We start from the raw sequence: 15931 nt of genomic DNA on the forward strand, positions 1-15931 counted from the left end.
AGACTTCTTCTTTTTTAAATTTAATCCGAATGAAACAAGTTTTAATCACTGGCGCCAACCGAGGTATCGGTCTGGAACTCGCAAATTTATACGCCGAAAAGGGTCATACTGTTTATGCAGCTTGTAGAAAAAGTTCGGAGCCTCTCCGAAGACTGGGTGTGAAAATTTTTGAAGGTCTGGACCTGACCCAAAGCCAAACTTTCGAAACTCTTTCCGGTTTCTTGACTGGGGTCAAACTGGACATACTGATCAATAACGCCGGTATCCTGATCCCGGATAATTTGGAAAGCGTGGACTTCACAGAACTCGAAACCCAGATCCTAGTAAATGCGATCGGGCCAATCCGACTAAGTCGGCTACTTCTTCCTAAACTTGGCCCAGACTCCAAACTGGTCTTTATAACTAGCAGAATGGGCTCTATCGCGGATAATACTTCCGGAGCCTATTACGGATATAGAATGTCCAAATCTGCCTTAAATGCTGGTGCAGTTAGTCTCGCTCGTGACCTCGCCCCTAAAAAGATCTCTGTAGGAATTCTTCACCCTGGAATGGTAGCTACCGAAATGACAGGTAGACAAGGAATTCCCCCCAGAACTGCAGCCGAGGGACTCTTCCAACAGATCGAAAAACTCTCTCCGGAAAGGTCCGGAAGATTCTTTCATCAAAACGGGGAAGAGCTACCATGGTAAATGGATTCTGTCTCCCTAAAACAACACTGTTGTAAAAAAGAGACAGAAGTACAGAAATTTCTTTCAAATTATGTCTAGTTATCTCCGTACCGGGCTGTACTGCCTGTCTAAAATCATCTTTTTGCACCGCACCTGGCATGGATATTGCTCTATAGTCCTAAAGGGTTAATTTTTATCGGACTTCAAGACCGTCCAATAAAGTAAGAGCCTTGGTGTAATGCGAATGGATTCCAGAACCGAAAGTTTCTGGGGCAGGAAATGATGAATTTCACAGAACATAGAAAAACTCTTAAAGAAACAGTTAGAATTAAGGGGATCGGATTACATTCCGGTAAGGAAGTAAATCTGGTCGGGCACCCTGCTCCAGCTGGAACAGGTATAGTTTTTGAATATAGAAAGGGAGAAGATAAAGCATCCATCCCTGTAGAACTAAGTAATGTGGTAGATACGAGTAACGCTACTACACTTGGAGACGGACTCCACAGGGTCCAAACCGTTGAGCACCTGATGGCAGCGGTATTCTCCGTAGGAATTACGGACATGATCTTAGAAATCGACTCCGTAGAAGTTCCGATCATGGACGGATCTTCCCTTCCTTTCCTAGAAGCATTCGAAAGCACAGGTTATACCGAATTCGAAGAAAGAATAGACCCTATCTATGTAAAGAACCCGATGTGGGTAGTAGATGGGGATAAATACCTGGTTATCCTTCCCAGCGAAACCTGGAAAGTAACCTACACAATTGACTTCCCTCATCCCCTCTTAAAAGGCCAGAACATCACAATCGATCTGGACAGAGACATTCTCAAAAACGAAATCTTACCAGCCAGAACCTTCGGATTCCTAAAAGACGTAGAAGCTCTCCAAGCGAGAGGTCTCGCGATGGGAGGTTCATTAGACAACGCGATCGTTCTTACCCAGGACGGGTATTTGAATGAATCCCTTCGTTACGAAAACGAATGTGTACGACATAAAATTTTGGACCTGGTGGGGGACCTTTCCATTGCGGGAAGACCTATCATCGGCCATTATCTAGCTTCCAAGGCGGGACATGCACTGGACGTTTCCATGGCTAAGTTAGTCATGAGTTCAGTAACAGGAAACGAATTGGGCAAATACAAAAGTCGCCGGATCCCTCTCTTCAACAGAAAAGCGGCGATGGTCTAATTTACTCGATTTCCCGCCTTTGATTCGGGCGGGATATTCCGAATTTATAAAAGACTTGTCGATTCACTAAACTACTGTATTTCTACCTGCGGATATTCATTCAATGAATGGTGGCGGGAAAAGAAATACATACATGGGGATAGTCGCTTTTCCCGGCAGATTTTACGGTCGTTGCGTAAAAGTCGGTACAAAGAGAAGACATCTCGCCCACGGCGCCTATATCCACGAGAGCCAAAAATCGGAAGAACTCAAAAAACTCTCTAACGCTCTCGATTCTTCCAAAATAGAATTAAAATCAATCATCTCCAGCCTCAAAACAAGAGAACAAGATAGAGAGTTAAAAGAAATTTTAGAAACCCAGGTCACAATCACGGAAGATCCAGGGTTACAAGATTCATTTAGAAATCGAATTAAAGAATATAATGAAAACGCGTTTTTAGCGGTCCAAAATACGATCAACGAACTCACAGACAAGTTCACTCGTATGGACAATCCGTTTTTCAGAGAAAGATCGGATCATTTTCAGGACATATCCAATCGGATCTTAGAAAACCTTTTGGATAAAAAAGAAGAAGTCTCCTTTTTGGCTGACCAATCGGAAGACGTGATCTTGGTCGCAAGACAATTGACTCCATCTCAGATGATACTTATGGACAAGAGTAGGATCAGAGGGATTGCAACGGACCTGGGGGGAAAAACAGGTCATATGGCAATCCTTGCCAGAAACTATGGGATCCCCACCATTGTTGGCTTAAAAGAATTTTATCGAAACATTAACGATTTTGAATATGTTTTTTTGGACGCGGACACCGGCCAGATCGTAAGAAACCCAACAATCGAAGAAGTAAAATATTATGGAGCTTCCTCTCCTTTAAGTTTTGAGACAAAGGTAATTAAACCTAAAAAAGCCGTAACAAAAGACGGAGTCAAGATCCGACTCAAATGTAATTTAGAATCGGATACCGACTGTGAACTTGCTAAAAAAGCGGATGTAGACGGTGTGGGACTTTTCCGTTCAGAGTCGTTATTCTTAAAATACCAGGACAAAAACGTTTCCGGAGAAGAACAATTCTTAGCCTATAAAAGGATCGCAGAAGGAATGGATCCGAATCCAGTTTACATCCGGACTTTCGATATAGGCGCGGATAAATTTTCCACGGGAGAATTTGAGGAAAATCCATTTTTAGGAAATAGAGGAATTCGATACAGTCTCCAAAATCCTGATTGGTTCAAGGAACAATTGAATGCGATCCTAAGAGCCTCCGCTTACGGAAATTTAAGTATTCTTCTTCCTATGGTAACCAATCTAGGAGAGATCAAAAAAACGAAAGAAATCTTAGAAGAATGTAAAAGAGAACTTACCGCAAGCAAGGAAAAGTTCAATAAGAAGATCAAACTTGGGGTAATGGTAGAAACTCCTTCCGCTGTATCCTCTATGGATGTTCTGGCAAGAGAAGTGGATTTTTTCTCCGTCGGAACAAACGATCTATTGCAGTATTTGATGGCAGTGGATCGGAATAATGTGAATGTCTCTTCTTTGTATAACCCATTCCATATTTCATTCTTAAGAACCCTGATCCAGATCGTAGAAACTGCTTGGAAATATGAAAGACCGTTGAGTATTTGTGGTGAGATCGCTTCGGATACAAATTTTACGATCTTACTTTTGGGAATGGGCTTTAGAGAACTTTCCATATCAATTCCGTTTGTGGGACCGATCCGGAAAATTTTAGGATCTGTAAGTCTGAAACAGGCAAATTTTCTTCTGAAAAAAATTTTAGAACTTTCTGAAATTGAAGACTACGAAGCGATCGAGGCTTTTTTGTTTAGCAAACACTTGGAGTAAAAACCTGCACGTAGGAACTCCGACATCGCAGCTTTACTTTATTATTTCAGAATATTCCAAACTCAAAAATAAAAACGGGTCTTGGTCGATCTTTTTTTCCTGTAAGAATAAAGGACCCAAAGATTCTTTCGGTTTTAGAAAATTCAGATAAGATTGTTTTTCAGTTCTGAGGAAAAAATTCCCTTCCGATTTCCTCTCTGTATGAAACTGGGAGATCATTTTGATCACAGCAGGAAGATTTCTATCTTCGGAATGGATATTTGAAAATAAGATCAGATAATTCTTTTCCTTCCAAGTTCCTTTAAAAACAAATCCTTCCGAAGAGAAAAATTCTCTAAATGGGATTTCTTCCGAGACGTCTTCCAATCTGGAATATTGAAAAACTTCTTCCGTACCGAATACTTTCGGTAAAAAAGAATCGATTTTAAGTCCGGGAGCGTCTTCCCAGCCTGCACTTAGGCAGATCCCTTTTTTGAAACTTGGGTTTAAGTTTTTGATTTCCAATTCTGAGTGAAACTTTTTCCAAACAAGTTCAGCTCTTGCGAAAATGAACCCTAAATTTAAGGCAGAAAACTCTCTTACTCTGGAAAAGTCCCAGACCTCTCTTTCTCTTAACGTGGAAAAGTAAAGATTATCCAAAGCATATAGGTCCGAATGACCATAGGGTTCAAAAATACTGGGTTTGGAGAGGATCGTTTTCGCCATACAGAATACATATCGGCGGCTTGTAAAATTCCCCGGAGGGTAAAAAAAAGCCCCGGTGGTATCCGAGGCTTCTTCTTTCCTTTTTTGAGGGTGTGCTAACCCTTACTTAAAGGATTATTTATCTGTGTAGACCTTCTTGATCTTATCCGCGTATTTTTCAGCGATCACGTGGCGTTTCATCTTCAGCATATTGTTCAACTCGTCTCCCACCTCGAAAGGTTTGGAAACAATGAAGAATGGAGTCACTTGCTCGAAAGACTTAAATCCGTTCTTAGAGTTGTTCAGCGCTTTGATCTCTTTTCTATATAGATCCACAACTTTGGCGTTCTCGATCAAAGCTTCTTTGTTGGAAGTGTCTACTCCATTCTCTTTTGCCCATTCTTCTAATTTTTCGAAGTCAGGAACAATGATGGCTCCCAGATTTTTCTGGTCTTGGCCTATGATCATACACTGGCTAATATAAACGGATTCTTGGAGTTTGTTCTCGATCGGGACCGGCTCAACATTCTCTCCGCCTAATAGAACAACGGTGTCTTTTGCTCTTCCGGTAAGTGTTAAGGTATGTTTGAAGTTGATCATCCCCATATCACCCGTATTCATCCATCCGTCTACAAGAGCCTTGGAGGTAGCTTCTTCATTTTTGAAGTAACCTTTCATGACCTGAGGACCTTTTACGAATACAACACCTTTGCGTCCTAGTCTTCCCTTGATCACTTTTCCGTTCTCGTCGATCTCTGTCAGAATTTCGTTATTATCATTTCTGATCTGAAGATGGGTTTTAGGAACGATGGAACCTACAGAACCGATAATGAGTTTTTGGAAAGTTCTCACGGAAAGTACAGGAGAAGTTTCAGTCATACCGTAACCTTCCAAAACGTTGATCCCAATATTATTGAAGAATTCGTCTACGTGACGAGGAAGTGCTCCTCCTCCGGAGATCGAAGCCTTAAGTCTGCCACCAGTAGCGGTCCTAATCTTGGAAAGAACAATCTTGTCCAAAGTCGCGCTATTGAAGAATACTCCAAGTCCTGCAAGAATGTACAGAGGAAGGCTCAAATAAGAGAACTCAGTAGAAGCAAGCAGATAAGCCGCTACAGAAGAGACCACAGTCAGAGTGAATGGTCCGGTCAGTAGCAATTGACCTAACATTAAGATCCCGTAGAATAAGGAAACGATCGGGTTTCTTCCGTGATAATCCACTTCTTTGCCTGTGATAAAACGAATTGCTGCGTTTTTCTTATCAGAGAAGAAGTAAGCCAGTTTGAATAATCCGCGACGGATCGCAGGAGTTTGGCTTGGATCATTGATCCTTGTATAAATACCGTTGTAGATATTTTCCCAAAGACGAGGAGCGGAACCCATAAATGTAGGTTTCACAGTTGCCAAGTCTTGGCGAAGATCCCTAACGTTTGTATAATATGTTGCTGCACCGATGCTGATACAAACATATTCCACAACTCTTTCGAATACGTGCCATACTGGAAGAATAGAAAGTAGTCTTGCTTCTGCATTGATCTTTAACATAGGAGTTACGTTCAATACTTGGTGCATCATATTAGAATGTCTTAATTGAACGCCTTTTGGAAGACCTGTGGTTCCGGAGGTATAGATCAAAGTGAAAAGATCCTCAGGTTTGATAGCGGCTACTCTATCTTCTACCTTACGAGAACCGGAAGCTCTTAAACTTTTTCCCTTTTCGATCAGGTCATGCATTTTCAGAACACCCGGAGCCTCGGATTCTTTGTCCATTATGATAATCGTTTTTACTTTTCCGAGCTGGGATTTGTTTCTGTTGAATTTCTCCAACATTTTATCGTTTTCTATAAATACTACTTCTGACTCGGAGTGACTAACGATATAAACGATCTCTGAGTCGGTGATATCGGTTCCTCTTGGAACGTCAGCAGCCCCGGTCATGATGATACCGTAATCTGCGATGATCCATTCTACACGGTTATCCGCAAGTAAGGCGACGTGATCTCTGGATTGAATGCCTAGTTCGATCAAAGCTTCGGCAAGATTTACACCTGCATCGTATAACTCTGAATAGGTGATCGGCAAATAATTCTTTTGCGCATCTTTGTACAAGAAAGCCGGTTTATTTTTAAATTTTTCTGCCGACTCACGAAATAATTGGGCGAGATTCTCAGCCATGAATGGAAATTCTCCTGAAATGAAATGGAAAGATGGATGATGTCCGGCAGCACCTACCGGGAATCTAATTCCAGATTCAAACTAAATGCTGAAAGATAAATCCTTTTTTTTAAAACAAGTCCGAGTTTGGCTTTTTATTATACGATCGTTATGGATAAAACTCAATTTTAAGGAGATTCAAGCCAGTTTTTTAGCCTTCCGGTCAATATCGGTAGATCTTTCTCTGAAATTCCGTATTGGGAATGAAGTTTCTTTCCGGATTTGCTAAACACGAATAATGCAGGTTGTCCTTCTATCTTAAGAGGGGTCACTAATTTCCATTCGGGGTCCAAAAGGCTAGGGTACAACATTCCAAAATCGGAAGCTGCTTTCTTGATCTCTTCCAAACTTAGATCGTCTTCGGTGTTTACGCCCAACACAACCGCAGGGGAATCTTTCAATCTTTCTCTCAGTTTTTCGACTACAGGGACTGCTTTTTTACATGGTTCGCACCAGCTTGCCCAGAAGTCTAAGACCACTAACTTGCCTTTGTCCTCCGAAAATTTGTGGGAATTCCCATCCCAATCCTGGAGGGTCACCTGGTAGAGTAAAGGTTGTTCGTCCGATCTACAATCGTTTATGAATAAAATGGAAAAGAGAAGAAGAAAGAAAGGCCAGGCTTTTCTAAAAACCATACTTCCAGATTACAAATAAGAATATAAGCTACAAGTCATTTCCTACCAATTCTACCTTGCTTTAAAGAGTGGAGATCAAAAACTTGTACAAGGTTTTTAGCCTTGGAAGAAACCAGGATCTATAATTACTATTTCCAATTTTCGGAATTTCAATCCTATTTGGAAGGGAGAAGGTTTCAAGGAACAGGCATCCATTTTGATTCCGGAGCTCCCGAAGGATTTGCAAAGCCGCCAATTCTCTCCGCATTTTTAGATCCGAAAAAGGGACTTATTCTACAATTAAGATCTAGCAAAACTTTAGAAAAAATCTGCACCGATTGGACGGACAATTCCTGGTCAAGGAAAGAAGATCTGTTCATTTGGAATGTGAGCCCGACTGAGCAAATTTATTTCCAAGCCTTGGATAGTAATCGGATCCATATCCATTGGAAATCTTCTTCCGATATTATCTTTTCTGGAACGATAGAACTAGGTAAAAAATCTTTGGTCCAAATAATCTTAAACTTATTTACTAGAAACTAGATCCCTAAAAATTTTTTTCACAAGTGCAGCAGACTTCTTTCTTTCGAATCTTTTCAGATCCGCTTTTGGGAATTTAAACTTCTTTTTTTGAAAATCCAAAATCGCTTTTTTCCATTCTTCCTCCGATTCAGGAGAAATATACACGCAGGAATTTTTTCCTATTTCTCTAAACACTTCTAGATCAGAAACGATACAAGGTAAAGAATAAGCAAGCGCTTCTAAAAGTGGAATCCCAAATCCTTCGTAAATAGAAGGAAAAACAAATAGGCTCGCCTGAGAATACAAATACTTAAGCTCTTCTTCATTTACGAAATCGAACCAATATAATTCTCCCGACTCGGAAGATTGTTTGAATTTTTCCAGAAACTCGGGAGATTCCCAACCTTCTTTTCCTGCATGGACCCAAACTAGATCCGACCTTTCTTTCTTAGCCTTTTGATAAGCCTTCAAAAGTGTTCCGAAATTCTTCCTAGGTTCCAAAGTGGAAACGGTTAAGAAAAATCTTTTAGGTAATTTGCCGATCCGTTTTGTAGGAGGGGTTTTGATCTTCTGGATCTCTTTAGGATCGTAACCCGGATATATAATTTCTATCTTTTCTTTCGGGAAAGAAGAGTATTTTAAGATCTCGGAAGAAGTGAATTCAGAGTTTGCCAAAATGAAATCAGCTCTTTGGATACTTCTTCTTAAATAAAAAAGCTGCTGGAATCTTGCAATACGCCTCATGGTCTCCGGAAAACGATAGGCCACAAAATCGTGATAAGTCAAAACCCCTGGGATATTTTTGGGTAAGAATAGAGGAAATACTTGCTGTGTTCCCCAAAATAGATCGATCTCATATTTTCTAAGTTGGAAAGGAAGGTAAAAAGCAAAGTAGATCCCTCCTTTTTTGGAGAATAGACCTTCTCCGATCACAGGTTTTATATTCGGATTCTTGAATAGATCCGAATAACCATCGTGTATCGGTCTATGGGAAAAAAGATAAAATTCAAAATCTGGATCTTTCTCGAAACCTTTCAGTATGGATTCGATCAGTCTTCCTACTCCGGAAACCGGAGTGGATAATGGCCTTGCATCCAAAGCGATCTTGTATTTTTTTCTGCCTAAGTCGGACAAACTAAGAACTTGCCTTTTCTAAAATTAATTTACCAACGATCCCTAACGGAAGCTTGGAGGGAAGTTTTAAACTTTTCCCAAAACTGGGTCACGAGCTTTGCATCTCCGGCGATTAGCCCTATCCCTAGTTTCGAAGTTAAAAATGGATAATCTTTTCCGGAACGGATTTCCAGATCTTTTCCTTGAGAAGCACGTAGTATCGCAATTCCTCCCGCTACATCCCAGTCGTTTTTAGGTCTTAAGGAAAGTGTTAATGGATATTTCCCGACTGCAACAAGCGCTAGTTTATAAGCAATAGAACCTTTTGGCTCGAATACAAAATCATTTCCATAATCTAAATTTTTGAAAAGACCTGCTTTAGTTTCCGAAACAGAGACAAGAACCTTAGAAGGCTCCGAAGATCCGGATCTTTGAAGATAGAAGGTATTCTCCCAATCTATCTGATTTTCTACATAAGGAGACTTTAGGACTTTATAATATGCTCCCTTACCTTCCGCTCCCCAAAAAAATTCTCCCGTTGCGGGATTCATTACGATCCCGAAAACAGGTCTACCTTCTTCTAAAAGTCCTAGACTAATCGCAAACTCAGGGTTTCTAGCTACGAATTCACGGGTTCCATCGATTGGATCTAAGATCCAAACTCTTTCTCCTTTCAGAGTGGAATGAGAAAAATCCGAATCTTCTTCGGAATAAACTTTGTCTTTTAGGATTTTGCGGATGCCGCCTGCAATGATCTCATTTGCCTGCAGGTCGGCTTCTGTAAGAGGATCACCTTTGGATTTTTCCATCACATGGAAATTTGTTCCATAGATGGAAAAGATCCGGTCTGCGGCTTCCAGAACAAGTTTAGAAACTAATTCCGCTTCTTCCGGAAATCGCATGAAAAAGGATTATTTTCCGGAAGTTGGCTGAGCCGGTTGTTTATCTTCCTTATGAGGTTCCTCATCCAAATTATCAGGACGGACGTAGAATACCTCGTTGATAGGAGTTTGGAGATAGATTTCCGGATCCATTAGATAACTGTAAAATACGATATAGGTTTTGTATTTTACATACACTCCGAAAGTTCCCTTTTGGGGCTCATACGAAATGGAATCCGCTTTTAGATCCTTAGTGTATTCCTTGTAATCCAAGTATTTACGATGAAGGCTATATTTTAAAGCGGAGAGAAGATTTTTTTCCAGAGTCGCTTTTTTAGCGGATTCGGAAACTTTTCGATTCTTATTAAATTCTTCTACTTTATTAAATTCTTCTACTAAACCGCTGACTTTTCCAGCAAACAATGGGGTCCCTAGGCAGATAGCCAAGGCTAGTATTACGATCCGTTTCATTGTTTCTCCTATGTTCCTGTGAATAATATCGGTATTTTAGGGGGTGAACTTTCCCCCTTGTTATAATTTCTCTAAGGGAGTATAGGCAAGGAAAAAGTTCTTCTCCAGGCTCCCGAATTTGATTTTTACTTTACGGTTTTTGCCGGTCCCTTGGACGGAAATCACCTGTCCCAGGCCAAATTGTGCATGTTTGACCTTATCTCCTTCTCGGATATCCGCCTCTTCGCCCAGCGGTTTAGAAGAATCTTCCCTTTCCCGAGCAGTTTCCTGGATTTTATAGGCTCCGGAGGAAGCAACCGGAGGCCCTTGTGGTCTTCGGACTCCTTTTTGGGCCAGGATACCTTCTTCGCCGAAACATTCTGACGGGATTTCCGGAAGGAATCGAGACGGGATCCGGTCCTCTACTTTTCCGAATTTGCGGGAAGTTCTGGAATAACTCAGGTATAATTTCGCTCTTGCCCGGGTCAATGCCACGTAAAAAAGCCTTCTTTCTTCTTCTTGGCCGTTCGGTTCTTCCAAACTCATGGAATGGGGGAAGGTCCCTTCTTCCAAACCTGTCAGAAATACCGTGGGGAACTCCAATCCTTTTGCATTGTGGACAGTCATCAGATGAACATAGTCAGTGAGCTGCGCGGAATCCTCTTCCGAAGTGAGAAGACTGATCTGGTTCAGATATTCTTCCAAGTTGGGGGAATCTTCTCTGGACTCATATTCTTCGATGGAGTTTACGAATTCTCTGACGTTCTCTACTTTAGAAACCGCTTCCTCATCATGGGCATCCCTTTCCATATAGTCGATCCAACCGGATCTTCCTACGATCTCTAGGGCAATCTTTGAAGGTAGCTCCCCTTTTTCTTTCCGGTCGATCAGGTCTTCGAATAGATGATAGAGTTCTTTCGCTTTTCCCAAACTTGCTTTTTTTAAAGGAAGATCGGGATGTCCTATCGCCTCTAAAAAAGAAATTCCCTGGTCTAAGGAGAATTTACGGATTTTTTCTATACTTGCCTCTCCTATTCCTCGGGGAGGTGTATTCACAATTCTTAATAAAGAATTGGAATCCATAGGATTTGCCACCACGTTCAAATACGCGATCATATCCTTGATCTCGGCTCTATCAAAGAACCTAAAACCGCCGAAAATTTTATACGGGATGCCGGAGGATCTAAGTCCTTCTTCAAAATATCTGGATTGTGCGTTCGTTCTGTAGAAGATCGCAAAGTTTTTATACTCAGCGCCCCTTGCTGCTCCTGACCTTATCTTTTTTACGATATCATAAGCTTCTTCCGTTTCATTCTCGAATTGAGAAACGGAGATTGGCTCACCTAGTTCGTTATTTGTGAATAATTCCTTTTCTTTTCTCCCGCTATTATTCGCGATCACCTTGGAGGCTGCACGGATGATCCTGGAAGTGGAGCGATAATTCTCCTCAAGTTTTACTACATACGCGTTCGGGAAATCACTTTCGAAATTTAGAATATTCGAAATATCTGCTCCTCTCCAGGAATAAATGGATTGGTCGTCGTCCCCTACTACGCAAAGATTTCCCCTGTCTCCGGACAGTAAACGTACCAAAGTATATTGTGCCTTGTTTGTATCCTGGTACTCGTCCACCATAATATAATTCCATCTATCTTGGTAGGACTTTAAGACCCCTGGATTCTCTCGAAAGAGCTGCACTGTTTTTTGGATCAGGTCACCGAAATCTAAGGCCTGGTTCTTCTTTTTACGTTTTTCGTATTCCTCATAGATATTTGAGATCATCTGAGATCGATGGGAAAAATTCTCCTTTCGAATATAAGAATCCGAATCGGAAAGCCCATCCTTCCATGAAGAAAAGATCCCGGTCAAAGAAGAAGGTTTGTATTGTTTAGGATCCTCATGTAGATCTTTGATCACCTGCTTAATTAAGGATTCCTGTAATACGGAATCATAAACCGTAAATCCGGAAGGCATTCCTAGATAAGAAGTTTCCCTTCTCAAAATATATAAACAGAGAGAGTGAAATGTTTTGATCTGAACATTCCAAGGAATAGAAGGCACTAATTTTGCCACCCTTTCCAACATTTCCGCAGCAGCTTTATTTGTAAAAGTTAGAGCGCAGATAGAATCCGTTCTTTTGTTCAGGATCAGGTTCGCAATCCTATGAGTGATTACCCTGGTTTTTCCCGAACCTGCCCCTGCTAATATCAAAACAGGGCCTTCTAATCTTTCGACTGCGGCTTTTTGCGGATCATTCAAGCCTTGTACTAGGTCAACTGACAAAGCAGAAACTCCTTAGAATCGGTAATCACCGATACCGAATACGAACTGGAATGCATTGTCCGATTCGTATCTTTCGAAAGGTGCCCAGAAATTTCCGGTAGGTTTTAATTTTTGAGCGAAGTAGATACGAAGAGGAAGAACAGGGATCTGGACTCTAAGACCAACACCCCATGAATATCTCATTCTATCCATAGCAACGTTATCCGATGATAGGATCAATCTTCCCGGATTATTCAATTCGTCGTAGGTAACGTCGGCCTTACGTCCATTCTGCAAATTGAAATTATTTTGAATATACCAACCGATCGGGTTCGCAGCAATCTGATCTTCTTTATTCTTATCATAAGATTCGAAATAATCTTTTTTTGTTCCAACTGCACGGTTCGTCTGTTCGTATAGGGCTCCCCCATCCAAAAAGACTACAAGCCACAATAAGCTTGGTTCAATCGGAATACGGATCTCCGTATCGAAAAGAAGACGATGCTGAGCACCATCTCTCCATTCTACAGGATACTTTTGGTCGTTATAATACCAACCTCTTAAGGATTCATAGCCACCTATAATGAGCAAATCCTGAGGACGGATGTACGGATCCTGGACGGGGTCCTGGTTATGAGCTCCTCCGGCAGGAGATCTTTGGAAAATGAATGTATCGGAGGTCCTGAATTCTTGGACCACTCTCCATCTGCGAAGAGCGTTGTTCCGGATCAAACCTCCGAACGTAAAATCGAACCAAGTATGATAATATTCCGCTAATATCCTATATTGGTCGAAGTGAGAAGTTCCACCTAAGTATTGCCCCACGTTATCCACCTGGAAGAGTAGATCGTAACCTCTAGTAGGAGCGAATACGTTGTCTCGGATATCGTAAGCAAGACCGTTTGTAACCTGAGAACGGAACTGCCATCCCCTTCTTACGTTAGCCAAAACCGCATCGGACACAAGTGCCGTTGGGTTGGAATAAGAATAGAAAGCAGGAGTATATCTATGGAAGTGGGTCCAGTTGGTCCCAAGCCTGTGAGCAACCCCCATTGTAACTCCTAAACCGTTATTATCATAAGTAGCATTTTCAACGGTAGGCGCGGTTGTACTATCTGAAATGGAGATCGTGGAAGTAGAACCTAAGAATATACTTCGAGAGAAATAGAACATCGAAAGTGAAAGGGACCAAGGAGTATCATACATCCAAGGTTCCGTCCAAGAGATCTGGAAGGATCTACGATAAGGTCCGAATTCCAAACGGCCTGAAACTTTTTGGCCGGTTCCGTTTAAGTTATTCTCTCCGATCTCGGTGAAGATAGTAAATCCAGTGATGGTCCCATAACCACCACCCATGGAAACTGTTCCGGTAGGTTGTTCCAATACTTCAATGACAAGGTTCATCTTTGTATCGTCTGAACCAGGTCTCATGTTAAAGTTTACTTCTTTAAAGTAACCTAGGTTAAAGATCCTTTCCCTGGAACGGTTTACCAAACTAGAATCGAATAAGTCTCCCGGTTTGAAAAGTAACTCCCTTCGGATTACTTTGTCCTGGGTTTTCTTATTACCTTTGATGATTACGTTCTCTATCTGTGCCAGGTTGTTCTCGCGAATGGTGAAATCCACGTGAACAAATTTACGTCCTCTTAGTTCCGGATTATCTCTATAGATTTCTCTTAATTTACGAACGTTTAATTGTTTGTATTCTTCTTCGCAGGCCTTTTTTTCCAGCTCGGTTCTTCTGGTGGCACAATTTTCATAATATTCTAAACTTTCCGTATCCAAAGAAACGATCTTTCTTCTTGGAATTACCTGAGCAAAAATATGCCCTTTAGAACCGTAGAGTTCGTTTACTGTGGCCCTGTCCCTGGAAAATACAGTCTCGTCGAAAACTTCTCCTGCATCTTTGGCGCTATAATCCAAAGACTTCTCGATCTCTGGGATCGTGAATAGAGGCTTTAATTTGTCCTTAGGAGTTTCGGGCGGATTATTTTCTTTGTTCAAGAAGATTGGTCTACCTTCTCCGTCAGTAGTCATATCGTGAGCAACAGTATATCCGTTAAAATAATACACCTGTCCTTCATACAGTTTGATATTGACTATGATTACCCTTCTGTTTTTCTTTTCGGGGTTCTCCCAATGGATCTCCCAGTTCGTACCTTCTCGGATCAACTCCGAATCCAAATAACCTTTACTTCTTAAATAAGCTTGGATAACTTCCTTATCTTTTTCGAAGGAACTTTCTTTGAAGTTACCGCCTTCGAATAGACCTTCTTCCTTTAACTCCATGAGTCCAAGGATCTCAGAAGTTTCGATGGTCTCGTTACCGTAGATATTGATCTTTGCGACCGGGATCTCTTCTCCCTCGTCTATGATAAAACGGACCTTTACTAAGTTTGTCTTGGGATCAGGCTTTCCAAGCTCGACCTTTACATAGGCGAGAAAGAATCCTTCATCTTTATATTTTTGTAATATAATATCTCTGGACTTAGTGACCTTTTGCGGAGTGATCACCTCGTTATCCTTAAGAGGCATTTTGTCCCGGAGATCAGCTGGAAAAACTTCATCCGCTCCGACAAATTCGATGTCTTTAACCCGAGGTCTTTCCCTGAGTTCAAAGGTGACACGGACACCTCCGTCCATCTCTTCCGCTTTGATATCTATAAAGTAGAAGAATCCGGAAGCGAATAATGCCTTTAAGTCTCGGTCTATTACTCCTTTTGTCAGAAGTCTACCTGTTCTCAATTCCAAAAGACCGCTGATATCCGAGTCGGAAGTGTTCTTATTTCCGCTAAATTTTATTTCTCTTACGATCTTTCCGAAATAATCGCTTTTTTTAGAGAAAAGTTGAGAGATCTCGCCGGAGTAAAAAAAGAATCCGCTTACAAAAATAACGGCAAAGGATTTATATATAGATGCTTTTCGTTTCAAGAGTCTTTTGAAATCGCCTTAAGGCTTTATTAAAAATCGAGAAAGTAAAGAACCTTCTCGAAATAAGTCTTTAGATCCACCTAAGCGGATCACTGACCTCCCGGTTGACGAACCATTGCAAGATTAAATCTTGTTACTCCGGCTTCGTTCACTTTATCGATCACTTTGACGATGGTTTGGTAGCTTGCTCCGCCATCTCCTCTGATAATCACCCGATTTTTACTCTGTTCTTTTTTGTCTTTGTCGTCGCCTTGGTTTTGGCCATTGAACAATTTTATCTTTTCTGTCAGTTTTTCCAAAGGAACAGGCTCAGTGTCTTTATCTAGAAAAATTTTCCCGTCCTTATTGACAGTGATTACCAATTCGTCCTTTTTCTTTTCCTGAGCAGTGCTGGAAGATCTAGGGAGTTCTATTTTTACGACTGTGGATTTTTCCAAGGTCGCATTCATCAAAAAATAAATTACGATGAAGCAGATAACGTCGATCATAGGAGCAAGCTCGATCTGGCCTGCCCTAAAACTTCCGCTTTCTCCCCGATTCCATTTTTTGAATTTCATT

At 41.2% G+C, this 15931-nt stretch carries 13 protein-coding genes; 4 read left to right on the plus strand and 9 right to left on the minus strand.

Annotation, left to right across the window (positions count from 1 at the left end; translation table 11 throughout):
* Window positions 1–23 precede the first annotated feature (23 nt).
* From LPTSP_RS03860 to ptsP, 3 genes are all read left to right on the plus strand, one after another.
* Window positions 24–689: an SDR family oxidoreductase gene (locus LPTSP_RS03860; protein ID WP_174704429.1), complete on the plus strand. Its 666-nt coding sequence runs from the start codon at window positions 24–26 to the stop codon at window positions 687–689.
* Window positions 690–950: 261 nt separating this feature from the next.
* Window positions 951–1856, plus strand: coding sequence for a UDP-3-O-acyl-N-acetylglucosamine deacetylase (lpxC, locus tag LPTSP_RS03865; RefSeq protein WP_108927525.1), 906 nt, complete (start codon window positions 951–953; stop codon window positions 1854–1856).
* Between the two features lie 103 nt (window positions 1857–1959).
* On the plus strand, window positions 1960–3702 hold the full coding sequence (gene ptsP / locus LPTSP_RS03870) for a phosphoenolpyruvate--protein phosphotransferase (RefSeq protein ID WP_108927526.1): 1743 nt from the start codon (window positions 1960–1962) through the stop codon (window positions 3700–3702).
* A gap of 33 nt (window positions 3703–3735) precedes the next feature.
* On the opposite strand, the gene LPTSP_RS03875 is transcribed toward ptsP, so the two are convergent.
* The 3 genes from LPTSP_RS03875 to LPTSP_RS03885 all read right to left on the minus strand — a co-directional run bounded on the left by LPTSP_RS03875 (window position 3736) and on the right by LPTSP_RS03885 (window position 7235).
* Complete coding sequence (locus tag LPTSP_RS03875; RefSeq protein ID WP_108927527.1) at window positions 3736–4407, minus strand: LIC11631 family protein; 672 nt, start codon at window positions 4405–4407, stop codon at window positions 3736–3738.
* A 114-nt stretch (window positions 4408–4521) separates the two neighbouring features.
* Complete coding sequence (locus LPTSP_RS03880; RefSeq protein ID WP_108927528.1) at window positions 4522–6561, minus strand: AMP-dependent synthetase/ligase; 2040 nt, start codon at window positions 6559–6561, stop codon at window positions 4522–4524.
* A 167-nt stretch (window positions 6562–6728) separates the two neighbouring features.
* Window positions 6729–7235 carry a TlpA family protein disulfide reductase gene (locus tag LPTSP_RS03885; RefSeq protein ID WP_108927529.1) on the minus strand — a complete coding sequence of 169 codons (507 nt, stop codon included), beginning with the start codon at window positions 7233–7235 and terminating at the stop codon, window positions 6729–6731.
* Between the two features lie 102 nt (window positions 7236–7337).
* Here LPTSP_RS03885 and LPTSP_RS03890 point away from each other — a divergent pair, with 102 nt between their 5' ends.
* A complete protein-coding gene (locus LPTSP_RS03890) occupies window positions 7338–7757 on the plus strand; it encodes a hypothetical protein (RefSeq protein ID WP_108927530.1) in 420 nt (139 codons plus the stop codon).
* Here the strand turns inward: LPTSP_RS03890 and LPTSP_RS03895 are convergent.
* From LPTSP_RS03895 to LPTSP_RS03920, 6 genes are all read right to left on the minus strand, one after another.
* Window positions 7740–8870, minus strand: coding sequence for a glycosyltransferase family 4 protein (locus LPTSP_RS03895; RefSeq protein ID WP_108927531.1), 1131 nt, complete (start codon window positions 8868–8870; stop codon window positions 7740–7742). The two genes, LPTSP_RS03890 and LPTSP_RS03895, sit on opposite strands and share 18 nt — an antisense overlap.
* Window positions 8871–8899: 29 nt before the next feature.
* Complete coding sequence (locus LPTSP_RS03900) at window positions 8900–9751, minus strand: 3'(2'),5'-bisphosphate nucleotidase CysQ (RefSeq protein ID WP_108927532.1); 852 nt, start codon at window positions 9749–9751, stop codon at window positions 8900–8902.
* Between the two features lie 9 nt (window positions 9752–9760).
* Window positions 9761–10201, minus strand: a complete 441-nt coding sequence (locus tag LPTSP_RS03905; protein ID WP_108927533.1) for an LIC11625 family surface-exposed protein — start codon at window positions 10199–10201, stop codon at window positions 9761–9763.
* Between the two features lie 60 nt (window positions 10202–10261).
* On the minus strand, window positions 10262–12463 hold the full coding sequence (locus LPTSP_RS03910; RefSeq protein ID WP_108927534.1) for an ATP-dependent helicase: 2202 nt from the start codon (window positions 12461–12463) through the stop codon (window positions 10262–10264).
* Between the two features lie 12 nt (window positions 12464–12475).
* The gene (locus tag LPTSP_RS03915) at window positions 12476–15373 is read right to left on the minus strand and encodes a BamA/OMP85 family outer membrane protein (RefSeq protein ID WP_108927535.1); all 2898 of its coding nucleotides are present in this window, start codon (window positions 15371–15373) and stop codon (window positions 12476–12478) included.
* 89 nt (window positions 15374–15462) lie between these two features.
* Window positions 15463–15930 (minus strand): ExbD/TolR family protein, encoded by a 468-nt coding sequence (locus tag LPTSP_RS03920; RefSeq protein ID WP_108927536.1) that lies wholly within the window; start codon window positions 15928–15930, stop codon window positions 15463–15465.
* Between the last annotated feature and the right edge of the window lies 1 nt (window position 15931).

This window comes from Leptospira johnsonii (assembly GCF_003112675.1).
GTDB lineage: Bacteria > Spirochaetota > Leptospiria > Leptospirales > Leptospiraceae > Leptospira_B > Leptospira_B johnsonii.